The sequence below is a fragment of the Mammaliicoccus lentus genome (genome assembly GCF_947036595.1).
Taxonomy (GTDB): domain Bacteria; phylum Bacillota; class Bacilli; order Staphylococcales; family Staphylococcaceae; genus Mammaliicoccus; species Mammaliicoccus lentus.
On sequence record NZ_OX344834.1, the window covers coordinates 637472 to 662995 of the forward strand.

21 protein-coding genes and 1 riboswitch are annotated in these 25524 nt (G+C 32.4%); of the genes, 11 read left to right on the forward strand and 10 right to left on the reverse strand.

Annotated features, from left to right (window positions below; genetic code table 11):
- Positions 1-27 precede the first annotated feature (27 nt).
- Positions 28-885 (forward strand): helix-turn-helix domain-containing protein, encoded by an 858-nt coding sequence (locus ACNMOQ_RS02965; RefSeq protein ID WP_016998759.1) that lies wholly within the window; start codon positions 28-30, stop codon positions 883-885.
- A 59-nt stretch (positions 886-944) separates the two neighbouring features.
- Here ACNMOQ_RS02965 and ACNMOQ_RS02970 read toward each other — a convergent pair whose 3' ends face one another.
- Entirely contained in the window at positions 945-1541 is a 597-nt protein-coding gene (locus ACNMOQ_RS02970; protein ID WP_016998757.1) for a hypothetical protein, read from the reverse strand.
- Positions 1542-1687: 146 nt separating this feature from the next.
- Here ACNMOQ_RS02970 and ACNMOQ_RS02975 point away from each other — a divergent pair, with 146 nt between their 5' ends.
- Entirely contained in the window at positions 1688-2989 is a 1302-nt protein-coding gene (locus ACNMOQ_RS02975; RefSeq protein WP_016998755.1) for a Na+/H+ antiporter NhaC family protein, read from the forward strand.
- 753 nt (positions 2990-3742) lie between these two features.
- On the opposite strand, the gene ACNMOQ_RS02980 is transcribed toward ACNMOQ_RS02975, so the two are convergent.
- Positions 3743-4933 (reverse strand): M20 family metallopeptidase, encoded by a 1191-nt coding sequence (locus ACNMOQ_RS02980; RefSeq protein WP_416350230.1) that lies wholly within the window; start codon positions 4931-4933, stop codon positions 3743-3745.
- A 164-nt stretch (positions 4934-5097) separates the two neighbouring features.
- Between ACNMOQ_RS02980 and ACNMOQ_RS02985 the strand changes: the two genes are divergently transcribed.
- Positions 5098-5529 (forward strand): MarR family winged helix-turn-helix transcriptional regulator, encoded by a 432-nt coding sequence (locus ACNMOQ_RS02985; protein WP_017001145.1) that lies wholly within the window; start codon positions 5098-5100, stop codon positions 5527-5529.
- Positions 5529-6716 (forward strand): MFS transporter, encoded by a 1188-nt coding sequence (locus ACNMOQ_RS02990; protein ID WP_064204618.1) that lies wholly within the window; start codon positions 5529-5531, stop codon positions 6714-6716. Before ACNMOQ_RS02985 ends, ACNMOQ_RS02990 begins: the two co-directional genes overlap by 1 nt.
- Positions 6717-6971: 255 nt before the next feature.
- Here ACNMOQ_RS02990 and ACNMOQ_RS02995 read toward each other — a convergent pair whose 3' ends face one another.
- The 5 genes from ACNMOQ_RS02995 to ACNMOQ_RS03015 form a co-directional block, all read right to left on the reverse strand.
- Complete coding sequence (locus ACNMOQ_RS02995; RefSeq protein ID WP_017000942.1) at positions 6972-8444, reverse strand: catalase; 1473 nt, start codon at positions 8442-8444, stop codon at positions 6972-6974.
- 332 nt (positions 8445-8776) lie between these two features.
- Positions 8777-9241 carry an NUDIX hydrolase gene (locus ACNMOQ_RS03000; RefSeq protein WP_017000943.1) on the reverse strand — a complete coding sequence of 155 codons (465 nt, stop codon included), beginning with the start codon at positions 9239-9241 and terminating at the stop codon, positions 8777-8779.
- A gap of 20 nt (positions 9242-9261) precedes the next feature.
- A complete protein-coding gene (locus ACNMOQ_RS03005) occupies positions 9262-10194 on the reverse strand; it encodes a DMT family transporter (protein ID WP_017000944.1) in 933 nt (310 codons plus the stop codon).
- Between the two features lie 6 nt (positions 10195-10200).
- The gene (locus ACNMOQ_RS03010) at positions 10201-11490 is read right to left on the reverse strand and encodes a D-serine ammonia-lyase (protein ID WP_416350231.1); all 1290 of its coding nucleotides are present in this window, start codon (positions 11488-11490) and stop codon (positions 10201-10203) included.
- Between the two features lie 162 nt (positions 11491-11652).
- Positions 11653-13092, reverse strand: a complete 1440-nt coding sequence (locus ACNMOQ_RS03015) for a carbon starvation CstA family protein (protein WP_135021044.1) — start codon at positions 13090-13092, stop codon at positions 11653-11655.
- A gap of 213 nt (positions 13093-13305) precedes the next feature.
- On the opposite strand from ACNMOQ_RS03015, the gene fdhF reads away from it, so the two are divergent.
- The 4 genes from fdhF (at position 13306) to ACNMOQ_RS03035 (ending at position 18955) form a co-directional block, all read left to right on the forward strand.
- Entirely contained in the window at positions 13306-16245 is a 2940-nt protein-coding gene (fdhF, locus tag ACNMOQ_RS03020) for a formate dehydrogenase subunit alpha (protein WP_064204616.1), read from the forward strand.
- Positions 16245-16715, forward strand: coding sequence for a helical membrane plugin domain-containing protein (locus ACNMOQ_RS03025; RefSeq protein ID WP_017000947.1), 471 nt, complete (start codon positions 16245-16247; stop codon positions 16713-16715). Before fdhF ends, ACNMOQ_RS03025 begins: the two co-directional genes overlap by 1 nt.
- Before the next feature lie 153 nt (positions 16716-16868).
- The gene (locus ACNMOQ_RS03030) at positions 16869-17648 is read left to right on the forward strand and encodes an N-acetylglucosaminidase (RefSeq protein ID WP_369917462.1); all 780 of its coding nucleotides are present in this window, start codon (positions 16869-16871) and stop codon (positions 17646-17648) included.
- A gap of 179 nt (positions 17649-17827) precedes the next feature.
- The gene (locus tag ACNMOQ_RS03035; protein WP_416350232.1) at positions 17828-18955 is read left to right on the forward strand and encodes an FAD-dependent monooxygenase; all 1128 of its coding nucleotides are present in this window, start codon (positions 17828-17830) and stop codon (positions 18953-18955) included.
- Positions 18956-19170: 215 nt separating this feature from the next.
- On the opposite strand, the gene ACNMOQ_RS03040 is transcribed toward ACNMOQ_RS03035, so the two are convergent.
- Complete coding sequence (locus tag ACNMOQ_RS03040) at positions 19171-20718, reverse strand: solute symporter family protein (protein ID WP_218688309.1); 1548 nt, start codon at positions 20716-20718, stop codon at positions 19171-19173.
- Positions 20715-21026: a DUF485 domain-containing protein gene (locus ACNMOQ_RS03045; protein ID WP_017000898.1), complete on the reverse strand. Its 312-nt coding sequence runs from the start codon at positions 21024-21026 to the stop codon at positions 20715-20717. The genes ACNMOQ_RS03040 and ACNMOQ_RS03045 overlap by 4 nt, the downstream gene beginning before the upstream one ends.
- Before the next feature lie 261 nt (positions 21027-21287).
- Here ACNMOQ_RS03045 and ACNMOQ_RS03050 point away from each other — a divergent pair, with 261 nt between their 5' ends.
- The 3 genes from ACNMOQ_RS03050 to gmpC all read left to right on the forward strand — a co-directional run bounded on the left by ACNMOQ_RS03050 (position 21288) and on the right by gmpC (position 24036).
- On the forward strand, positions 21288-22307 hold the full coding sequence (locus tag ACNMOQ_RS03050; protein ID WP_017000900.1) for a methionine ABC transporter ATP-binding protein: 1020 nt from the start codon (positions 21288-21290) through the stop codon (positions 22305-22307).
- The gene (locus ACNMOQ_RS03055) at positions 22307-22966 is read left to right on the forward strand and encodes a methionine ABC transporter permease (protein ID WP_017000902.1); all 660 of its coding nucleotides are present in this window, start codon (positions 22307-22309) and stop codon (positions 22964-22966) included. The genes ACNMOQ_RS03050 and ACNMOQ_RS03055 overlap by 1 nt, the downstream gene beginning before the upstream one ends.
- 54 nt (positions 22967-23020) lie before the next feature.
- Positions 23021-23127, forward strand: a riboswitch (SAM riboswitch).
- Between the two features lie 66 nt (positions 23128-23193).
- Positions 23194-24036 (forward strand): dipeptide ABC transporter glycylmethionine-binding lipoprotein, encoded by an 843-nt coding sequence (gene gmpC, locus ACNMOQ_RS03060; RefSeq protein WP_103268997.1) that lies wholly within the window; start codon positions 23194-23196, stop codon positions 24034-24036.
- Positions 24037-24073: 37 nt separating this feature from the next.
- Here the strand turns inward: gmpC and ACNMOQ_RS03065 are convergent, their stop codons facing one another.
- On the reverse strand, positions 24074-25372 hold the full coding sequence (locus tag ACNMOQ_RS03065; RefSeq protein ID WP_416350233.1) for a cation:dicarboxylate symporter family transporter: 1299 nt from the start codon (positions 25370-25372) through the stop codon (positions 24074-24076).
- Between the last annotated feature and the right edge of the window lie 152 nt (positions 25373-25524).

A 25524-nucleotide genomic window follows, 5' to 3' on the forward strand; every position in this document is an offset into this window, starting at 1 on the left:
ACAATAGAATGTCGGGGAGCGTTATAGATGAAATTAGGAGAGCGTGTTAAACAACGTAGGAGAGATTTAAAGTTATCTCAACAATCACTAGCAAAAGGTATTGCAACACAAAGTCAGATTTCTAAAATAGAAAAAAACGAATTGCAACCGGGATCGCAATTACTATTTAATATTTCTAGAAAATTAAATTGCAGTATGGACTATTTATATGTTGGGGAAGAACTAGATACACAACTTGAACAAAAGTTAAAAGTAATTGAAAGGTTACTTGAAGATAGAGATTACGATGCTTTAACACCTATTATTGATGGTAACTATTTATCAAATAGTTCCACTGACGAAATCGCAGCATCTAAATGGGTGAGATCTATCATAGCTTTTTATAAATATGAAGATATAAATCAAGCAATCTTATTAATAGAAGAAGCGTATAAGTTAATTGATTCAAATATGTTTACTAAATTACAAGTTTCAATTTGTAATACGAGAGCAATTTTCTATTATAGAGAAAGTAATAATCAGTTGGCTAAATCTTCATTAGAAGAAGGTTTGCAAATAGCTAAACGTTTTAACGTAGAGGACAACTATAAAATAAAACTATATTATACTTTATCGAATATTTATTTTAGTGAAGCATTATACGATAGATGCTTAGCATATGCTCAATCAGCATTGGATATTACGATTAATTCTAATAGATATATGCTGTTTAGTGAACTAGTTTATAATATCGTTCAATCGAAAAAAGAAATGAAAATTATTGATGACACAGATATTAAACAATTAGAAGTAGCTTTATATATAAGTAATTTATCAAAAAAACATAGTGTAACTATTCTTATAAGAGACTTGATGAAGTCTTTGAAAAATACACATGATGAATAAAAAATAAAGGAGTGGAGGTTGAGACGTATATATCTGTCTCACTTCCATTCCTTTTGAAGTTATATATAATGTAGTTCTTGTTCTAATTTTTGTATTTTATTATAATTTGAATCTGACATAAAAGGATAATTAATATCTAATTGCCGCATGATGCCTAAAGTTGCTATTTCTTCTAAAAGCATATTAGGGTATTTAATTTGAGTTTGTTCATTGAAGAAGTGTTGAATATACTCTGTTTGGTGTATGTATAATTTAGTGAAGTAATAGGCGACCATTGCATATAAATCATCAACGCGTTCGGATAACTTTTCTATAAATAAAAATAATGTTGTTGAAGATTTTGTAGGGATGGTGCCAAAATCTTGATAGTCACCAATTAAAAAGTAGATATTAGGTTGCAAATAAACTTTATATTGTTTTAAAAACAGCAAACGAATATCAAATATAATGTGTACGAGCTGATCGTTTACATGTGATATATTTCGAATGTCATTTTCGATTTTTGGAATAGTATAAGGAAGAGCTGATACAAGATTATCAACATATTTACCAGCATTTGAGAATTCATTAAAATATCTCGTATAGTATAATTCAAATGATGATTTTGTTAATTGATGGTTGTGTATAAAGCTATTCACAGTATTGCTTATAATCATCGTATAACTCCTTCAATATTATTTAACCACTATTATATATGATATTGCCTAAAATAAATAATCTAATCATCAAAAAAATAATTTGACGTATAGTATGATGTCATGTAATCTTTTGAAGTATTAAAGTTAACAATAAGGAGATTCCAATGGAACAAATAAATAAAAAATCATCGTTTTGGGCACTATCACCTTTAATAGTATTTGTTGCTTTGTTTATAGGTACAGGTATTATTACAAGTGATTTTAATTTTCTACCAATAAATGTTGCTTTATTGATTTCAACTGTTTTTGCATTTATTATTTATCCAAAAACTAATTTAACGAAAAAAATAGACATATTTACAAAAGGGGCCGGCCACCCTAATATTTTATTAATGGTATTTGTATTTTTATTTGCTGGAGCGTTTAGTGAAACGGCTGAAGCAATGGGAGCGGTAAGTTCGACTGTAAACCTTGGCTTATCATTAATTCCACCTCAATTTTTACTAGCTGGTTTATTCATCGTAGGTGCATTTATCTCAGTTGCGATGGGTACATCCATGGGGACAGTAGCGGCATTGGCCCCTGTAGGTGTTGGTATTTCTGAGTCAACAGATATCTCAATTGCCTTATCGATAGCAACAGTTGTAGGTGGCGCAATGTTTGGAGATAACTTATCGATGATATCTGATACAACTATTGCAGCTGTTAGAACTCAAAAAACTAAAATGGGTGACAAATTTAAAGTGAACTTTTTCATTGTCTTACCCGGAGCGATTATGACAGTTGTTATTCTTTGGTTTCTAACTAAAGATTTAGGTATAGCAGAAACAAGTCAAGGTGGCTATTCTTTAGTTAAAGTGATACCTTATTTATTTGTATTAATCGCCGCTTTATGTGGTATGAATGTTTTAATGGTGTTAGTGTTAGGTGTTGTAATTGCAAGCTTTATCGGATTGACCACAGGATCCTTTACAATTAATGAAAACTTAAAAGCCATATCTGACGGTTTAATAGGTATGCAAGATATAGCGATGATAGCTCTATTCATCGGAGGTATTATCGGAATGATTCAATATCAAGGCGGCATTCAATGGTTGCTCAATACTGTAACAAGTCGAGTTAAAACTAAAAAGGGAGCAGAGTTTGGTATAGCAAGTTTAGTAACTACAACAAACTTCGCTACAGCTAATAATACAATTGCTATTATAACTGCTGGACCTTTAGCAAAAGAAATCTCGGAAGATTATGAAATTGACGCCCGGAAGTCTGCCAGCATACTAGATATATTCGCAAGTAGTGTGCAAGGTATCATACCTTACGGAGGCCAAGTGTTAGCAGCAACAAGTGTTGCAGGCATTTCAAGTGTCTCATTGATACCATATTCATTTTATCCTTATTTACTCGTCGTTTGTGGCATAGTATCCATAATCGTTGGGTATCCTAAAAGAAAAGATAAGAGTGTGTAAATAAAAAGAGCTAGGGCATAAATCCTTAGCTCTTTTTTGGATGTTATTAATCAAAAAAGCATGAGTTGATATTATTGTTGGATTTACTAAGACAATAATCCAAGTAGACACCTTCTTATTGGATTTATTAAGACAATAATCCAAGTACAGACCCTCTTATTGGATTAACTAGAACAATAATCCAAGTACATACACTTTTATTGGATTAAGTATGACAATAATCCAAGTAGACGCTCCTTTATTGGATTTACTAAGACAATAATCCAAGTAGACACCTTCTTATTGGATTTACTAAGACAATAATCCAAATACAGACCCTCTTATTGGATTAACTAGAACAATAATCCAAGTACATACACCTTTATTGGATTAACTAGGACAATAATCCAAATAGACCACTCTTTATTGGATTAAGTATGACAATAATCCAAATAGACCACTCTTTATTGGATTAACTAAGACAATAATCCAAATACAGACCCTCTTATTGGATTAACTAGAACAATAATCCAAGTAGAGCACTTTTTATTGGATTAACTAAGACAATAATCCAAGTAGACACCTTCTTATTGGATTAACTAGGACAATAATCCAAATAGACCACTCTTTATTGGATTAACTAGAACAATAATCCAAGTACATACACCTTTATTGGATTTACGAGGACAATAATCCAACTACAGACGCCTTTATAAGATTTACCATGACAATTATATCCCAGGTTGCTTTATTGCTAGTTTTATCATAACTAAATTATTTTTTACCTAAATAATCTACGGTAGCAGAAGCAACTGTTTTAGCTGCAATAAGCATTGCACTTTCATCAATATCAAATTTTGGGTGATGGTGGGCATATGTTTCTTTATCTTTTGGACTTGCTCCGACATAGAAAAATGTAGACGGTAACTCTTCAGCATAGTATGCAAAGTCTTCTGAAGGTGGCTGTGGTTCACATCTTATAACTTCATTAACTTCGGGAATATTTGCTGATTCAATAGATTGTACAACTTGTTTTGTTAAACTTGGATCGTTATATAATACTGGATAATCATTTGTATATTGTAAGTCACAGTCAACGCCATACATTGCCTCTAATCCATGGGCTATTCTTTTAATTTCATTTTCCATTAATTCAAGGGCATCACCATTCATTCCTCTAACATCACCTTCTAGTTCAACCTCATTTTTAATGATATTAAATTGTCCTTTTCCATCAAATGATCCTATTGAAATAACGCCCATATCAAATGGATTCAACCTTCTTGATACTATTGTTTGTATTGACATAACGAAACTACTAGCAGCGACAATTGGATCGTTAGCTAAATGTGGAGAAGAACCATGTCCACCTTTACCAGTGATTTTCAATTTGAAAAAGTTGCGTCCAGATTGAACATTTCCTTCTCGGTAATAAACGTTGTTAGCAGGCATAGTACTCATAACGTGTACACCTATAACATTATCTACGCCATCCAATATGCCATCCTTAATTAAATATTGTGCGCCACCTGGAGGTTTTTCTTCAGCTGGTTGATGTATGATAACAATTCTTCCGTTCAATTTATCTTTCATTTCTATTAAACATTCTGCAAGAATCATTAAATACGCTGTATGCGCATCATGACCACAAGCATGCATGATACCTTCATTTTTAGATGAGAATTCTAAACCTGTATCTTCTTTAATAGGCAGGGCATCGAAATCCGCTCTTAACGCAAGTGTCTTGCCAGGATTACCAGAATCAATCGTTACTTTAATGCCATGTATATTTTCTCCGCCTATATTTGTCTCTACAATAGCATCTTTATCTTGATAAAAGTCAGCAATATATTTAGCTGTTTGTTCTTCTTCAAAAGATAATTCAGGGTTCTCATGTAAATATCTTCTGATGGCTATCATTTCTTCTTCTTTATCATTTAACTTATTAAATAAATGTTCTAGCATCTTTTCTCCTCCTATTAATCATTTAATTCCATTATAGTAAAAATTGCTTATGTAATGTTGTAATTAGAAAAGCATGTTGACATAAATATTTGAGAGGAGTAGAATAGCGTAGTATTAGTTAGCAAAGCTAACTTTATTTTTATGAGAAAAGGCGGTATAAAAGAATGAATAATTTTTTTAATAGTTACATAAACGTTTATAGGCCATATATACATCACATTAATGTGATTTTAGAGCCATATGATTTATATGCAGCTCAGTATAGAGTCTTACGTGATATTGCAGGGAATCAACCTACAACACTCGTACAAGTGTCCAAGCGTTCTTTTATAGAAAAGCCTACAGCTCGTAAAATAATCAAAAAGCTTATTGATTTTAACCTTGTTCAAGCCATTAACAGTAAAGAAGATAAACGAGAAAAGTTTTTAACATTAACTGAAAAAGGCGAAGCAATGCATAAAGAAATTTATGAACAAGTCTTAGAATTTCAGAATAAATGTTTTGAAGCAATAGGTGCAGATGAACAAGAGTTATTAAAAGCAGAGGAATTGTTAAACCAATTTCGAAATTATTTAATTGAGGAGGCAACGGAGTAGTGAGTAATCAAATTAAACATCCTATATGGACGAAAGATTTTATATTTAACTTTGTTATTAGTTTCTTTATCTTTTTATCTATGTATTTATTATTAGTTACAGTAGGTGGATATAGTAAAGAAACTTTTCACGTTTCTGATAGCTTAGCAGGACTAGCATCAGGACTATTTATTGTGGGTTCTTTAGTTGGTAGATTTATAACTGGTAAATATATCAACATATTGGGAACGAAAAAAGTATTAGTAATCGGAGGTTTATTATTAGTTATTACTAATGGATTATATTTAGTTTCTGCATCGTCATTCGCATTACTATTAATTGTACGTATTATTAACGGAGCTGCCAGTGGTATTGCAAGTACTGCAACAGGGACAATAGCAGCTTATATAACACCTGCGGATAGACGTAGTGAAGGTATAAGTATGTACAGCTTAAGTATGGTACTAGGGACGGCTATAGGGCCGTTTATAGGGCTGATCTTATATCAACACATACCAATGGAAGGATTATTTATAATTTGTACAACTTTAATTGTTATCGCATTTGTAATGTCAATATTTATGAAGATAGAAACACCGGTAGCAGTACAAAATGAAACTAAAAAAGGATTTAAACTAACGGACTTCTTCTCAGTTCATGCATTACCGATAGCAATTGTTGTTGTTATTGTGAGTATTGCATATTCTTCAGTACTTTCATTTATTCAATTCTTCGCACAAGAAAATAATCTAGTAGATGCAGCAAGTTTCTTCTTCGTTGTATACGCTATTGCAATTCTACTAACACGACCATTTACAGGTAGAATTATGGATCAAAGAGGGGAGAATATTGTAACCATCCCAGCATTTATTTGTTTAGTATTAGGACTATTCCTCATCAGTATAGCAAACAGTGGATTAGTATTATTAATAGCAGGCGCATTTGTAGGATTAGGCTTTGGGAATTTACAATCAATCTTCCAAGCGTTGGTTATCAAAGTATCTCCAATAGAAAAAATGGGATTAGCAACTTCAACATACTTTATAGGTCTAGACTTCGGATTGGGCTTTGGACCATATGTATTAGGTAACTTTACAAACTCAATAGGATATTCAGGACTATACTTCGCAATGGCTATTGTAGCCTTAGTAGGATTAGTAAGCTATTACTTCCTACATATGATTAAGACACAAAAAGCAGTTAATTAAAAAAGAGAGGGGAGCGGAACAGAAATCTTTTAGTGAAATGAGATTCTGTAACGCTCCCTATTTTTCTCTGTCTATTAAAATTTGTATTTATTATTATAAAACTATAAGTATAAAAGGCTAGAAAATCGAATTTTAAAGTTGTTAGACACTCTGAGTATCACAAGAGAAGGTCCACAACTATTCACACTTTGCTACTTCATCTATTTATATGTATAAAAAAACACGCCATTATACATGGCGTGTTTTATCTTTATATTATCCTTCTAAATCAACTGAGTTAATGTCAATGCCTAATGCTTCAGCTACACCTTTACCGTAATCTGGATCTGCTTTGTAGCAGTTACGGATGTGACGGTGTTTAACTTCGTCAGTAGTACCTTGCATTTCATTTGCAGTGTTTTGGAAGATACGTTGTTGTTGTTCTGGTGATTGTAGACGGAATAATTTACCTGGTTGCTCGTAGTAGTTATCGTCATCTTCACGGAAATCGTGTTCGTATAATTGTCCTTCTACTTCAAGACCTGGTTTTTTATATTCAGGTTGTGATTCGTGTTTGCTATAACTATTTGGATAATAGTTAATTTCGCTACCAAAGTTACCATCAACTCTCATTTGACCATCTCTAGAGAATGGGCATACGTTTTCCGCAGCTTTAGGGGAGTTAACAGGGATTTGCCAATGGTTAACGCCTAAACGGTAACGTTGAGCATCTCCATATGAGAATAAGCGACCTTGTAACATTTTATCTGGTGAGAAATCAATACCAGGAACGATGTTAGTAGGTGCGAATGCAGCTTGTTCTACATCTTGGAAATAGTTCTCTGGGTTACGGTTTAATTCGAATTCACCAACTGGAATAAGTGGGTATTCGTCTTTGAACCATACTTTAGTTAAATCGAATGGATTGTCTTTATGATTTCTAGCTTGTTCTTCAGTCATAACTTGAATGTACATTTTCCATTTAGGGAAATTGCCTTCTTCGATTGCGTTGAATAAGTCTCTTTGACTTGATTCACGGTCTTTAGCAATAACTTGTTCCGCTTCTTCAGCAGTGTAGTTTTCAATACCTTGTTGAGTTCTGAAGTGGAATTTAACCCATACTCTTTCGCCTTCATCGTTGTACATTGAATAAGTGTGAGAACCGAAACCATGCATGTTACGGAAACCTTTTGGAATACCTCTGTCAGTCATCAAGATTGTTACTTGGTGTAATGCTTCAGGTAAAAGTGTCCAGAAGTCCCAGTTTGATTGTGGGTTATGCATGTTTGTTTTTGGATCACGTTTAACAACGTGGTTTAAACTTGCGAATAATTTAGGATCACGGAAGAAGAATACAGGTGTGTTGTTACCAACTAAGTCCCAGTTACCTTCTTCTGTGTAGAATTTAAGTGCGAAACCACGGATATCACGTTCTGCTTCTGCAGCACCACGTTCACCAGCAACTGTAGAAAAACGTGCAAACATTTCTGTTTGTTTACCGATTTCTGAGAAGATTTTCGCGTTTGTATATTGTGTAATATCATGTGTTACTGTAAAAGTACCAAAAGCACCAGAACCTTTAGCGTGCATACGGCGTTCTGGAATAACCTCTCTATCAAAATGCGCCATTTGTTCTAAGAAATAAATGTCTTGCATTGAGATAGGGCCACGACGACCAGCAGTCATAGTATTTTCACGATCTGATACAGGTGCACCAAAAAGACCTGTAAGTTTTGAATTGTTAGTCATAATTGTCCTCCTATGTTTCCTTAATTATAATAATTCTAATTTCATACTTATTATAATTTAAACTGAGCAAAGAGACAAGTAAAAGAATTATTATAATTAGAAAAAATATAAGTAATTGTGAACATGTTGTTCACTTTAACTACCCTATAGGTGAATAAAATAAACATTTTACAATAAAAATGCTGTATTTTTAAAGTTTTACTTAATATTTATGATAATGAATAAGAATAGTAAAATTTAGCTGAGTGAGAAAATATAACCACAATTGATTATAAAGAATATAAATAATTAAAAAAGAGTACATGAAAATGTACTCTAAACGAAAATTACTATTATTTAGTAGAATTTCTATCGATAAATAATGGTTGTATGTCAATTTGTTTTAGTATGATTTCTTTTGCTTTTTCAGGTCTAATGTCTAACTCTGGAATATCCGTTAAATTAACGTATACATAATCGATATTATTTTGATTATGATTATTAGGAATATTTTTAATATGTTCGTCTAAATCAAGTTTGTACATAAATAAAATTTCATGAATAGACGTATTTTGGTATTCAAAGAAATTTTGTATTGTAGTAACGAATTGTACCTCATTACATTCAATGCCTAACTCTTCATTAATTTCTCGCTTAATTGCCGAATCTGAGCTTTCGAAATATTTAACGCGCCCACCAATTAAGGCATAGTAATTCCTTTTTTTATCATAGTGAAAGTAATAGTGATTATTCGATTTAATGATAGCACCAACTCTAATATTTAACATACCATCCCCAGATTGTAATGTTAAGTCCATATCATTCACCCCTTAATGAATTAAAATAATTTCAATATTATTATACCGATAAAGACTAAAGATGCGCCAACAGCTCTTCTTAAAGTAATTCTATACCTTGGCGTGTTAAACATACCGAAGTGATCGATGATTAATCCCATTAGCATTTGTCCAAATATAACAACCATTAATGTTAGTGCAGCACCCAATTCTGGCATTAGTAGAATATTAGTTGTTACAAATACAACTCCTAAAGGTCCACCGATGAAATAAATAAGTTTGATTCTACCTTGCCCTTCCTGGTTTAATTTAAAATGTACTCTTCTAACTATAATAAGAGATAGTATTAGTAATACTATCGTACCAATCGCGAAAGAAATGAGTGATGATAAATAGAAAGATTGAACTTCATATCTTAATGCACTATTGATGGCGGTTTGGATAGGTGGTAAACAACCAGTAAACAAACCTAAAATCATCCAAAATTTTGTGTATTGCGTTTCATTCGTAATAATTCTTGCAGATTTCTTTTTATAATTCATAAATATTATACCAATTAACATCAGCAAAACGCCGCTAATTCTGCCTATATTAATAGTATGAACTTCTGCATCGAATAAGCCAAATTGGTCGATAAATAGTCCCATAATAATTTGACCTGATACTGTCATTACTACTGTCAAAGCAGCGCCAATTCTTGGCAAGAGCAATAAATTTCCTGTTAAGAAAACTACGCCTAGCATACCACCAGTAAACCATACATAAGAAAATTCTTGGTTCATAATGAATGACGGTGTTAATTTTTGAGGGTTCATTATTAAATTAATAATGATTAATGTTAACGTACCAATTAAAAATGAATAAAAAGAAGCAAGGATAGGCGATTTTGTATAACTTCCTAATCTCGTGTTTATTGATGTTTGAAGTGGTACACATAGACCAGCTACAACACCTAATATAATTAGTAATATCAAGTTAGCTTACTCCTTATCTATTATTTCTTCAGCTTTTTGATAATATAATGCCTGTTCTTTATCAGGTACCATATTACCTCCAGTAGACCACACGAGATGGGTTGCATTTTCTGTATCTTTATTAATTTCTATTATATTTTTTACACCATGGAAGCCTGATGTTGCAGATGGTTCTATAAAGATATTTTCTTGATCTTTTAAAGTTTTTAAATAAAGATATAGTTGATCATCTTCTACAGTACAAGCACCATATAACAATGATGTCATTATATCTCCAACTAGTTTTGAAGGCCTGCTAACAGCTAAACCATCTGCTACAGTCTTACCAGTTAAACCGATATCTTGTACGCTAATGGCATCATGTAATTTAGTAACCATACCTAAAGTCATACAAGGTGCTTCCGTAGGTTCTATAAATACGGGATGAACATTTTTTCCAAAAATCATTTTAAGGCCAAAAGCTACGCCTCCTGGGCCACCACCAACACCACATGGTAAATAAACAAATAGAGGATGATTGTCATCTACAGTGATATTTCTTTCCTCAAGTTGTTTATAAACACGAAGTGCACTTACTGCATATCCTAAGAATAAATCACTTGAAGATTCGTCATCTACAAAGTGACAATAAGGGTCGTTTTGAGCAAGTTGTCTGCCTTCTTTAACAGCGTAGCCATAATCTTGAACGTGTTCTACAACTTCCACACCTTTAGATTTTAATAAAGCTTTTTTCCATTCTTTTGCGTCTTGTGACATATGTACTGTGACTTTAAACCCTAATTTCGCACTCATAATACCTATACTTAAGCCTAAGTTTCCTGTGGAACCTACAGCAATGCGATATTGTGAAAATAAATTTTTGAATTGGTCAGTTGCTAAAATACTATAATCACTATTTTCAGTGAAGTTAGTATTTTTAATAGCTGTTTCTTCTGCAAATTTCAAAACTTCGTAAATACCACCGCGTGCTTTAATAGAACCTGAAATAGGTAAGGCATGGTCGCCTTTTAAAAGCAATTGACCTTTTAATTTAGGAAATTCTATATTTTTAAATGTATCTAATGAAAAAATTTGAGACTCGATTTTTCCATTGTTTTCTTTTGTCTCTGGAAAAACTGTTTTTATATATGAAGAAAAACGGCTCAATCTTGCTTCCGCATCTTTAATATCATCAATTGTAAAAGGAAGCGAGGAATCGGACTGATAGTCTGGGTTTTGCCAAAAAATTTCTTCATGGTTTGCCATTTTAGAAATGATGGGATTTTGATTTTTAAGTGTTTGTACGTTGAAAGTCATATAATACGCTCCTTTTTATAAACTGTTTTAATCATATCATACAGCTATACTTCAACTATAGATAGTCATGATTTAAAAATAAAAAATCTATACATAACACATTATCCAGGCTAGGTTTGCTTAGAATAAGTTTGGTTATGCATAGATAGATTTAATCTCAAATTAAGACGTATATAAATCTTGAGTTGGTGAAGCAATTGGTTCAGTCTGTTTAAGTATGGCTCTTACATATAATATTGAAACAATAATAAATACTACAGCGCCACCAATTAAAGCAGTGTTATAAGGGAGGGATAAGCCTTCTGGTGCATATAACACATATACGCTGACAGCTCCTGTCATAAACAATGCTGGAATCCCAGCAACGAGATGTGCTTTATTATATCTAAGTAAATAACTCACACTAACCCATAACATGACAGTTGCGACAATTTGATTTGTGAAACCTACATATCTCCATAAGAATGAATAATCGATTGTAGATAGAAAGAAAGCAGGAATACCAACAGCAAAACTTGCAGCGATCATTAAAGCTTTAGAATTTATGCTCACTTTATCTTTAACAAAATCTTCTATAATCATTCTAGAACTTCTTAATGCAGTGTCACCGGTAGTAATCGGTAAAATAATAACGCCTAGTAATGCTAATACACCGCCTACAGGTCCTAGTAATTGAATTGAGATTTGATCTACAACACCTGCTGGTCCTATTGATTGTAACTGACTTGCTAAACCTTTAGTACCACCAAAGAAAGTCATACCAGCTGCTGCCCAAATAAGAGCAATAATACCTTCGGAAATCATGGCACCATAAAATACTTTTCTGCCTTCTGATTCATTTTTAACAGTTCTTGAAATAATAGGGCTTTGAGTACAATGGAAACCAGAAATAGCACCACATGATATTGTTACCATAAGAAGGGGCCATACTGGGATGCCACTAGGATGTAAGTTTTGAACTGTAATTTCTGGAATTGGTTTTCCACTAAATATCAACGCAACTGCTACGCTAACAGCCATCACAATTAAAATAACACCAAATATTGGATAAATACGACCAATTATTTTATTAATAGGAAGAATAGCAGCAAGAATAAAGTACGCAAATATGATAATTAATGCTACCAAGAATGAAATAGGTGTTTTTGATGAAAGTAGTTGTGCTGGACCAGCTACGAAAGCAGCAGCAACTAACACCATAAGCACGACAGATACAATATCTGTAAATACTCTAATAAACTTACCTAAATAATGTTGTACAAGTTTAGGAAACTGTGCGCCACCATGTCTTAAACTAAGCATACCTGAAAAGTAATCATGCACGCCACCTGCGATAATACATCCTACTACTATCCATATAAATGCAACTGGACCATATAATGCACCTGAAACTGCTCCAAAAATAGGTCCAAGCCCCGCTATATTTAATAATTGTATCATCCAACCTTTCCAGGCAGGCATTGGTACAAAGTCCATGTTATCTTGTTTACTATAAGCAGGTGTTTCTTTATCTGGATAGATTTCGAAAACACGCTCTATGTATTTTCCATAAAAAACATAACCTAAAATCAATATGATAATGGAAGAAATAAATGTAATCATCGCTAAAACCTCTTTCAAAATAGAATAACAATAGATTAGCAAAGTTCCGTATACTTAGCAATAAGATTTTAGAAATTTCAGATAATTAATATTGTTAAATTCTACAAATGTTTGCATTAGTAAAAATGTAAAATTATAATTAAAATAAGTCATTTAAAAATATTGGGTAATATGACTTTTATGGGCAAAATTGAATAAGAGGGGGACAATGATATGCAAGAACATCAAATATTAACAATTGATGGTACAGATTATCTTGTAGAAGAAGGTATGAGACTTTTAGATTTTATAAAAGCTCAAGAGTTATCTTTTGTTCCATCAATTTGTTATAACGAATCACTTGGACCAATCGAAACGTGTGATTCATGTATTGTTGAAGTAAATGGACAACTTCAAAGAGCATGTAGCACAATGATTGAAAACGGTATGGTTGTAAATACTCAAAAAGAAAATGTTAAATCAGCACAAAAACAAGCACTAGATAGAGTTCTTGAGCATCACGAACTATATTGTACAGTATGTGATTACAATAATGGTGATTGTGAAATTCATAATACTATGGGCGAATTTGGTTTGGAACATCAATCAATACCATTTAAATCTAAAGGTTATGAAGAAGATTTTGGTGCTTTTTATAGATACGATCCAGACCAATGTATATTGTGTGGTAGATGTGTAGAAGTATGCCAAGACGTTCAAGTAAACGAAACTTTAACGATTGATTGGAAACGTCAACAGCCAAGAGTAATTTGGGATAATGATAAAGCAATAGATGAGTCAAGTTGTGTGAACTGTGGACAATGTGTCACAGTGTGTCCTTGTAACGCATTAATGGAAAATGACATGCTCGGACAAGCAGGTTATATGACGGACCAAAAACCTGGTCTACTGCGTTCAATGATAGAGTTAACTAAAAAGGCAGAAACAGGATATGGACCATTGTTTGCTATATCAGATTCTGAAGCGGCAATGCGTGAAGAAACTATCGAAAAGACAAAAACAGTTTGTACATATTGTGGAGTGGGTTGTTCATTCGACGTATGGACTAAAGGTAGAGAAATTCTAAGAGTATTACCACATGAAGATTCTCCAGCTAATCACATTTCAACATGTGTGAAAGGTAAGTTTGCTTGGGATTACGTCAATTCAGAAGACCGTTTATTAAAACCACTTGTACGTAAAGAAGGTTATTTCCAAGAAGTAGAATGGGAAGAAGCAATTGAACTTGTTAGTAAGAAATTCTCTGAAATCAAAAACGAATACGGTAAAGATGCATTAGGATTTATTTCTTCATCTAAATGTACAAATGAAGAATCTTATTTAATGCAAAAGCTATCTAGACAAGTAATTGGTACTAATAATGTAGATAACTGTTCCCGTTATTGCCAATCTCCAGCAACTCAAGGTTTATTTAGAACAGTTGGTTATGGTGGAGACTCAGGTTCAATTGAAGACTTAGAGAAAGCAAATATGGTTATTACTATTGGAACGAATACTGCTGAAGCGCACCCAGTTATCGCAAGTCGCATTAAGAGAGCACATAAATTACTAGGACAAAAATTATATGTGTTTGATATTAGAAAACACGAGATGGCTGACCGTGCAGATAAGTTTTATCAACCTACACCAGGGACAGATTTAGTATGGTTATCAGCATTGTCCAAATATATTATCGATCAAAATTGGCATAATGAAGCCTTTATTTCTGAATATGTTAATGATTTTGATGAATACTATGAGAGTTTGGCACCATTTACGCTCGAATATGCTGAAGAAAGAACAGGTATTAGTAAAGATGATTTAAAAGCGCTTGCTAAAGAAATTGTTCAAACAGAAGCCGTTTCAATTTGTTGGGCTATGGGTGTAACACAACATCGCGTAGGTAGTGACACAAGTACAGCTATATCTAACCTTTTACTAGTGACTGGTAACTATATGAGACCAGGAACAGGAGCTTATCCATTAAGAGGACATAATAACGTTCAAGGATGTAGTGATATGGGCAGTATGCCTAATACATTACCTGGTTATCAAGATGTTACTGATGCAAAAATACGTCAACCATTTGAAAAAGCGTGGAATGTAGAGTTAGATAGTGAAGTTGGGTTAGACAATCATGAAATGATAGATAGTATACATGAAGGTGAATTACGTTCACTTTATATAAAAGGTGAAGATACAGGGGTAGTCGATGCTAACCTTAACTATGTTAGATCTGCTTTTGAAAAAATAGACTTCTTAGTTGTGCAGGATCTATTCTTCTCAAAAACAGCAGAATTTGCAGACGTTGTTTTACCCGCGTCACCATCATTAGAGAAAGATGGGACATTTACGAATACTGAAAGACGTATTCAAAGAATTAATAAAGCATTAGATCCGCTTGGAGATTCCAAACCAGATTGGGAAATTATTCAATTGATTGCTCAATCATTAGGAGCAGACTGGGATTATAAACATCCTAGTGAAATTTGGTTTGAAGCACAAAGTTTAATGCCGTTAGTAAGAGGCGCAACATACGATAGATTAGAAGGTTATAATAGTTTACAATGGCCGATGAATGAAGATGGTTCTGATACACCATTACTATATACTGAGCAATTCCATTTCCCTGATGGTAAGGCGAGATTGTACCCATTAGAATTCAATGTAGAATCTAAAAAGACTGAAGAAATGTCACTTCATGTTAATAATGGGCGAGTATTAGAACATTTCCACGAAGGTAATATGACATATCAAGTACCTGGTTTAGCTTATAAATTACCAAAGAATTTCTGTGAAATTTCAAAAGAATTGGCAGAAGAACATGGTATAGAAAGCGGTGCACGAGTGAAAGTCACATCTAAAGCTGGTACAACAGAATTGAATGTACAAGTTACAGATAGAGTGTCAGGTAATCATATTTACATTCCATTGAACGACCAAAACGAAGGTGCACCAAACTTTGTTACAGATAGTGACGTTGATAAGGATACGAATACACCAGCATATAAAGATAACTATGCAAAGCTTGAAGTCATTACAAAAAATGGTCGTGCGCCAATACCAAAACACAATTATAGATTTGGTACGAGAAATCCACAAATCAGTGTTAGAGTTCAAGATAAATGGGAAAGACCAGATTATACATTCCCAAATAAAGGTGGCGAATTATAATGGGTGAGAGAATTCGAGTCATTAAACGAATGGAAGAGCCGAAAGAATACAAAATTGAAAAGGATATGAAAATCCTGCAAGAAAGATTGAGCGATAAAAAAATTGCTATTGAAAAAGGAATAGATATACTCGATGCTTTAGAAAAAGCAGAAGCATTAGATGCTGTACATGCAGCTATCGTTCAAAGAAAAGTTATAACGGGGAACATTGTAACAGAATTAAATAAAGAACAGTATGAAGGTATATTAGATAATATAGGCAACGTATTGTTTATGTTTGGAGATTTAGATTTAGAAGAAGCTTCTGTATTTGTGAAAAAGATAAATAACGGAATGAGAGTAGCAAATAGAGCCAATTCGAATAATAAAACTTCAGTTAAAGATTTATTAGGCGCATTAAAAGACCCAGAAATAAATAGCAGTATAACAATGCTGTTGAATTTCTTAAAAGGTATGAGCAGAGAAGAATAATGAAATGAAGGAGAGTCCAGGACATAAATAATTGTTCTGGACTCTATTTTTATATTATTTAAAAATATAAAATAAACGGTTTTATTGATATTTGTTATATTTTAAGATAAGTTTATAACGTAATATGGTTATATTAAAAGAAAAGGTGTGAGAATCATTAACTTTTTGAAAGATAGATTCACCCTAATATTAGGACTCATTATTATATTTGTATTTATTATTTTATTAATTATTTTCGAGTCTCCTTTTTTCAAGAATCATCAAACACATACTTATGAAGAAGCTTTGGAAATTCAGACAAAGAGTGATTCACCAGCTGTGACACAAAAAGATAATAAATTTGTGTATGCAGATAAGAAAGATATCGATAAGTATATGGATATTGATAAGAGTAAAACAGATTTACAATTCATGGATATATCTGAAAAAGTTGATATATCTGAAAAACAAGTTAAAGATATTTTAAAAGATAAAGGTGTTTTGAAAGGTAAAGAAAAAGCATTTTTAAACGCACAAGATAAGTATAATATTAATATTATTTATTTATTAAGTCATGCTTTCATAGAAACTGGAAACGGCAATTCTGAGTTGGCTAGCGGTGTTAAAATGTCCAATGGAAAAACTTTTTATAACTTTTATGGCATTGGTGCTTTTGATCAAGACGCAGTTGAAACAGGAAGCAGTTATGCGCGTAAGAAGGGTTGGACTTCACCTGAAAAAGCAATAGATGGTGGCGCAAGATTTGTAAGAAAAGATTATCTAGATAATGGACAAGATACTTTATACAAAATGAGGTGGAATCCTTACAATCCAGGACAGCATTTATATGCGACTGATGTGAACTGGGCGACGAGTATTGGTAAGATTATGGAAAGTTATTATGATAAACATGATTTAAAGAAAGCTGAAATATATAAAGATTATTATAAATAATAGATAACTCTAGTTCTTAATATTGATAATAAGAACCCCGAAAGTCACTAATAATTTAACTTTTGGGGTTTATTAATTGAACTGGGGTTATTTATCGTAATGACTTCATGTTAAAATATAGTTATATTAATTATAATTGAGAAGTAAAGATTTTTATTTTAAAGAAAGTAGTGAACAAAATGAAAATAGCAGTAATTGGTGGGGGAATAGGTGGCTTAACTGCTGCTGGTTTACTTTATCAAACGGGGCATGATGTACGAGTTTATGAAAAAAGAAATGACTTGAATCAAGTAGGTGCTGGGATAGGCATTGGAAGCAATGTACTAAAAGCATTAAAGCCTTACAAAATGACATATGCAATTGAACAAGAAGGACAAGCCCTTAACAAAATCGAAATTCGAACTAATTTAGATTCATTTTTAAACACTTTAAAAATGAACCAAGATGAGGAACAAAATATAACAATTCATAGAAGTGTTTTGCATGAAATATTAAAAACACATGTACCTCCAGAACGTATAAATTTAGATTATAAATTAAAAGAATTTAAACAAACTCCAGATAATATAAGGTTATATTTTGAAAATGGGCAAGAAGCAGAAGCTGATTTAGTTATCGCAGCAGATGGCTTGAATTCAAATATTAGGAAACAAATTCAACCAAAATCTGAACCTAAATACGCAGGGTATACTTGTTTCAGAGGCGTTGTAAATGAAAACTTGAATATTGATCGAACTACTGCATTAGAATATTGGGGACATAAAGGTAGATTTGGAATTGTACCTTTAAAGGATGACGAATTATATTGGTTCTGTACAATGAATGCCAAAGAGAATGATTTACAGTTTAAATCATTCGAAAAGCCTCATCTTCAAGCATATTTTAATCAATATCCTGATGAAGTACGTAATGTATTAGACGCTCAAGAAGAACTTGGTATTTTGCACCATGATATGTATGACCTTACACCATTAAAATCATTCATTTCAGGAAGAGTAGTATTATTAGGTGATGCAGCTCATGCAACGACGCCAAATATGGGGCAAGGAGCAGGACAAGCTATTGAAGATGCTGTTACTTTAACCAACTTATTAAAAGAAAAAGACGTTGATGCAGCATTAAAAAGATACAATAAACTAAGAGTTAAGCACACTAAAAAAGTAATTAAAAAATCTAGGAAAATTGGAAAAGCTGGACAGGCATCCAATACGATGAAAATAAAAATGAGAAATAAAATGCTGAAATCTATGTCTTCAAAATCATTAAGTAAAAAAGTTAAATTTTTACAAAAAGCGAAATTAAAATAATTTATGAATAGGCTAATTAAAAATTAAGAAAGGGTGTGGGACAGAAATCTCATTTTATTAAAAAGATTTCGTAGTCCCATCCCGGCAAGGATGACTAGGTATGAAAAAAGCTTGTTATAAGCGCATTCTCATACCTGTCAGCTACTGCCAATACAAAAAGAGAGTCTGGGACAATTATTTATGTCCCAGACTCTTTAACATAACTGAACTGATTTTTAATGTGAAATATCTGAAGTTGAAATGCCTGTCGCTGATTTAACTTGCACTTCTTGGAATTTATCATGAGATTCTGATTTGCCTAAGAATGTCCCTAAAAATGCACCAATAAATCCTGCTGGAACTGATATGATTGCAGGGTTTGATAATGGGAATATTGGTGACATTGTAATAAATGCTGTTCCTTCTGGATTCATGACATTTGGACTTAATATTACGAGTACAAGTGACACAATTAAGCCAACAGCTATACCAGTAATTGCACCATGAGTATTAAATCTCTTCCAAAATATTGTGAATATAATAACAGGTAAATTTGCGCTTGCTGCGACACAGAATGCTAATGATACTAAGAACGCTACATTTAAATTCTGTGCAAATAAGGCTAGTATAATAGATATAATTGAAACCGCTAATGATGCTAATTTTGCTGCTTTCATTTGCTCACGCTCACTAATTTTCCCTTTTTTTATCACTTGCCCATAAATATCATGCGCGAAAGCAGATGCTCCAGTCAATACTAATCCAGCTACTACTGCTAATATCGTAGCAAATGCTACGGCTGAAACGAATGACATTAAGAAGTCTCCGCCTAACTTTGCAGCTAATAATGGGGCTGCCATATTACCAGCAGGGTTAGCGTTTATGATTTCTTCACGTGTTAATAATGCAGCCGCACCAAATCCTAGTAATATCGTTAAAATATAAAATATACCAATAATCCATGTTGCCCACATTACAGAAGATCTTGCTGTTTTGGCATCTTTAACTGTAAAGAATCGCATCAGTATGTGAGGTAAACCTGCTGTACCAAATAGTAAAGCAATAATTAGTGAGATATTATCTAAAGGCGGTTTACCTTGTGAGCCAGGGTTGATAAATTCACTTTTAAAAGCAGGTGATTTAATATTGTGCATTTCACCAAACATAGTAGAAAGATTGAAATTAAAATGTAATAGCACTAAAAATGAAATAATAATAGTACCAATCATAAGTAATACGGCTTTAACCATTTGAACCCAACTTGTTGCAGTCATACCACCAAACAATACATAAATTGTCATCATGATACCGACCAAAATAACAGCAAGTGTATAAGGTATACCGAATAGCAATTGAATAAGTGCACCAGCTCCAACTAATTGAGCTAACATATAGAAAATAACAATGGTAATGGAAGATACTGCTGCCATTGCTCTAACTTTTTTAAGCTCAAATCGAGCTGCAATCATATCTGCTAAAGTATATTTACCTAAGTTTCTTAAAGGCTCTGCAACAATGTATAACACAATGAGATACGCGGTTAAATAACCGATACTATAGAAAAAACCATCAAATCCCCATAATGCGATGGCACCCGCTATACCTAAAAATGATGCAGCTGATAAGTAATCACCAGCAATTGCTAACCCATTTTGCCAACCTGTTAACCCGCCTCCAGCAGTATAAAAGTCATTTGCTGATTGCGTTCTTTTAGATGCAAAATATGTAATAAACAATGTAATACTAACAAATAGTATAAACATAACGACGACAATTACATTCATTTGTTTTGCCCCTCTCTATGCGCCATTAATAATGCTTCAGCATCTTTATCAAAAGATTTAGCTTTACGCATATATAAAGTGACAAGAGTCCATACCATAATGAATAATAATAATGCGTAAATCCATGCCCAAGAGATATTCCAAAATGCAATATTATTCAAGATATTTGTATATCCAGTCAATACTGGAAATAGCAGTGTAGCAAAAATAAAGAATATAGATATAGGAAATATAAAGTTATTTCTTTTTTTCACAAGTTCTTTAAACTTTGGATCTGCTGCTAAACGCTTGAAATCATGCTCAGCCATACTTATAACCCCCTTGTTTTTGGATGTAAAAATACATCTTAAGTTTCATTTTATTGATTGTTCACAAAGTTGTCAATATTTTATTGATAACGCTTACATTAATAAAAATTCATCAAGAAAATGTGAATAAAGTATTTAAGAGAAAAAATACAATATAGATATATGAATATTTAGAAAAGTTTGATTATAAGTATTGACGTTAAAGGTAAACATCAATATAATTCTTATCATAATAATAAGAATTCGGAAGGGATAAATGTTATGATAGAATTTAAAAATGTGAATAAAATTTTCCAACAAAAGAATTCTGAAATACAAGCACTTAAAGATGTAAGTTTTAAAGTAGAAGAGCAAGATATATTCGGTGTTATCGGATATAGCGGTGCGGGGAAGAGTACTTTAATTAGGTTAGTGAATGTATTAGAAGAAAAGACATCTGGAGAAGTATTAGTAGACGGTCATGATGTGAATAAATATTCGAAGAAAAAGTTACAAGTCATTAAGAAAAATATAGGAATGATATTTCAACATTTTAACTTGTTAAATTCAAAGACAGTTTTTAATAACGTAGCTATGCCTTTAATTTTACAAGGTAAAAATAAAAATGACATTAAAGATAAAGTGAATGAATTGCTTGAATTTGTTGGTTTAGAAGACAAAGGTAAACAATATCCAAATGAATTATCAGGTGGTCAAAAACAAAGAGTAGCAATTGCTAGAGCATTAGTTACAGATCCTAAAATCTTATTATGTGATGAGGCAACAAGTGCGCTTGATCCTGCAACTACAGATTCAATTTTAAAACTGCTAAAGAGAGTTAACGAACAATTTGGAGTCACAATATTATTAATTACCCATGAAATGAGTGTTATCCAACAAATATGCAATAAAGTAGCGGTTATGGAAAATGGTGAAGTTATTGAAATTGGTCCTGTATTAGATGTGTTTAGTCACCCCCAAACATCAACTGCTAAAAACTTTGTATCAACTGTGATAACTACAGATATATCTTCAAACTTAAGAAAACTTATTCCTGAAGATAAAACTGCTACAGACATTAAATTATACATAGATGGTGAACAAGTGACACATAGTATTATCAATGATTTAATCACTAAATTCCACGTACAAATAAATATACTGTTTGCATCAATGTCAGACATTCAAGGTACACCAGTAGGTTATTTAACACTACGTCTGAATGGAGAACAAGAAGCAATTCAAAATAGTTTTCAGTATTTAACAGATTTAAATATTGAATATGAGGAGGTTGAAGCATAATGTTTGGATCATCTTTAGATTCATCTCAACTATATGACGCTATATACCAAACGCTATACATGGTTACTGTTTCTTTAGTAATCGGTGCATTAATTGGTATTCCTTTAGGTATTTTACTTGTTATAACTAGAAAGAATGGTATTTGGCCAAATGCTTTTATATATCATGTGCTAAATCCAGTTATTAATATATTCCGTTCGGTGCCGTTTATTATTTTACTTATTGCTATTGTACCTTTTACTAAAATGATTGTGGGTACATCTATTGGAACTTCTGCAGCAATAGTACCTTTAACAGTCTATGTTGCGCCTTATATTGCAAGATTAGTAGAGAACTCACTGTTAGAAGTGAATTCAGGCGTCATAGAAGCGGCACATTCTATGGGAGCATCACCGTTTCAAATTATTCGACATTTCTTATTACCTGAAGCACTGGGGTCTTTAATTCTAGCATTAACAACATCTATTATCGGTTTAATTGGTGCTACAGCGATGGCCGGTGCAGTAGGTGGAGGCGGTATTGGTGACTTAGCTTTAGCTTATGGTTATCAACGTTTTGATACAATTGTTATTGTCATTACGGTCGTTATTCTAGTCATTATGGTACAACTTATCCAATCTTTAGGTAATGTATTGTCTAAAATTGTAAGAAGAAGTTAAAAAAAGTATTGACTTAGAGTAATATGATAGGTATTATCAGAATTAATCAAATAAAAATTATCAAGAGAGATTGAGGGATATGGCCCGATGAAATCTCAGCAGCGGACTCTATAAAGAGAACTGTGCTAAATCCATCAAGTTTTAAACTTGGCAGATAAAGTTAATCCCTTTTGAGCTAAGCTTAAAAGGGATTTTTATTTATATACATAAGAAAAGGAGCGAATAAAATGAAAAAAGTATTAACATTATTAATGACATTAGTTTTACTATTAGCAGCATGTGGTGATAAAAAAGATGATAAAAAGGTAACAGTGGGTATCGCTTCAAATGATACTGCTGTATGGGATAAAGTAGCAGAATTAGCTAAAAAAGAAGATATTAATGTAGAGGTTAAACAATTTTCGGATTATAACGTTCCCAATAAAGCATTGTCAGACGGTGATATTGATTTAAACTCATTCCAACATTTTGCATTTTTAGATCAATTCCAAAGAGCAAATAAAGGAACAGAAATCACACCAATTAGAACAACTGTGTTCGCTCCACTGGGTATTTATTCTAATCAAATAAAAGATATTAAAAATTTAAAAGACGGTGCTAAAGTTGTTATACCAAACGACGTTTCTAATCAAGCTAGAGCTTTAAAATTATTAGAAAAAGCAGGGTATATTAAATTGAAGAAAGACTTTGGATTAGATGGTGGTCCTAAAGATATAGTTGAAAATAAAAAGAATTTAAATATTAAAGCAGTCGATGCTCAACAAACAGCTAGAGCGTTAGATGAAGTAGATATCGCTGTTATAAATAATGGTGTTGCATCTAAAGCAGGATTAAATCCTAAGAAAGACCCTATCTATTCAGAAAACCCAGATGCAAATGCTGCTAAACCATATATCAACTTTATAGCTGCAAATACAAAAGATAAAGATAATAAAACTTTAAAAAGAGTTGCTGAGCTATACCATTCAGAAGAAGCGAAAGAAGCTCTGAAAGAAGACACTAAAGACGGAGAAATTGTAGTTGATTTAAAACAAGAAGAAATTAAAGAAATACAGGATTCATTAAAATAAAAAAGATTCGGCTCCCCCAAGCCGAATCTTTTTTTTGTTATTTTTTTAGAGAATTTAAATATAGTTGACCTTTTTCATGGTCATATTTATTTTCCCATTTTGAAATAACGACTGTAGAGAGTGCGTTTCCTACTACGTTAACACACGTTCTCATCATATCTAATAATCTATCGATACCAATGATTAATGCTAAACCTTCTGGATTTAATCCCATCGATCCTAGAGTGGTAATTAATACAACAATAGAAGTACCAGGAACAGCAGCCATACCTTTAGACGTGATCATTAAAGTGAACATTAGAATAAGTTGTTCTACTAGACTTAAATGTACGCCATACATTTGAGCAACAAATAACGCTGCTATAGATTGGTACAAAGCAGAACCATCTAAGTTAAAAGTATATCCTGTAGGTACTACAAAGGATACGATATCTTTTGGTGCACCGAATTTTTCCATTTTTTCCATCACTGAAGGTAAAACAGTTTCAGAACTTGATGTTGAGAAAGCAAGTAATAAATCATCTTTCAATATGCGAACAATTGAAAAAATGTTAATACCACAAATTTTGGCTACTATGCCTAAAACAACAACAATAAAGAATATCATAGCACCTACAACAACAGCTAATAGCTTAACTAATGGAATTAATGCAGATAATCCAAATGTCATAATCGTTACACAAATAAAAGCAAATACACCATATGGTGCAAGGCGTAGAATTCTATGTATCATCCAAAATACAGCTTCTAGTGCACCTCCAAGAACATCCTTAACAGGCTGTCCTTTCTCTCCAATTGCAGCAATAGCTAATCCGAAGAATACAGCAAAGAATATAATTGGGAGTAACTCTCCTGCAGCTAAAGATTCGAATATATTAGTAGGAATAATGCTTACAATTGTATCTATTATATGATTTCCATAAGTAGATTTTTCTGCTGCATCAGCAGTGCTTTCATATGTAGAAATATCGCCTTTAGGCAATTTATCTGCATCTAATCCTAAACCTGGTTTAAATAAATTACCGAATATAATACCTAAACCAATAGCAATAGTTGTAATGATTTCAAAGTAAAGTAATGTTTTCCAACCATATCTACCGACTGTATGCATATCGCCAACATTAGATATTGATAATGCTAATGAACAAAACACAATAGGAATTACAATCATTTTAATAAGGTTTAAAAATACATCACCGACTGGTTGTATAAATTTAATAAGTTGATCTTGTCCATTTAAAAAATAGCCTACAACAACACCTAATATTAAAGCAATTAATATTTGAGTAGGTAGACTTATATATCTTCTTCTTGTTTTTTTAAGGTTTTCTTTCAAAAAATTTCCTCCTTTAAAGCACTATAGTTTTTAATACAAAAAAATTATGCGATTCCATCTTAGGAATTGCACAAATGATGTTTAAAAAGGGGACGTATAAATATATGTATTCTTGAGTGTAAAAGAATACAAGTTATTTTATCATGATTAAT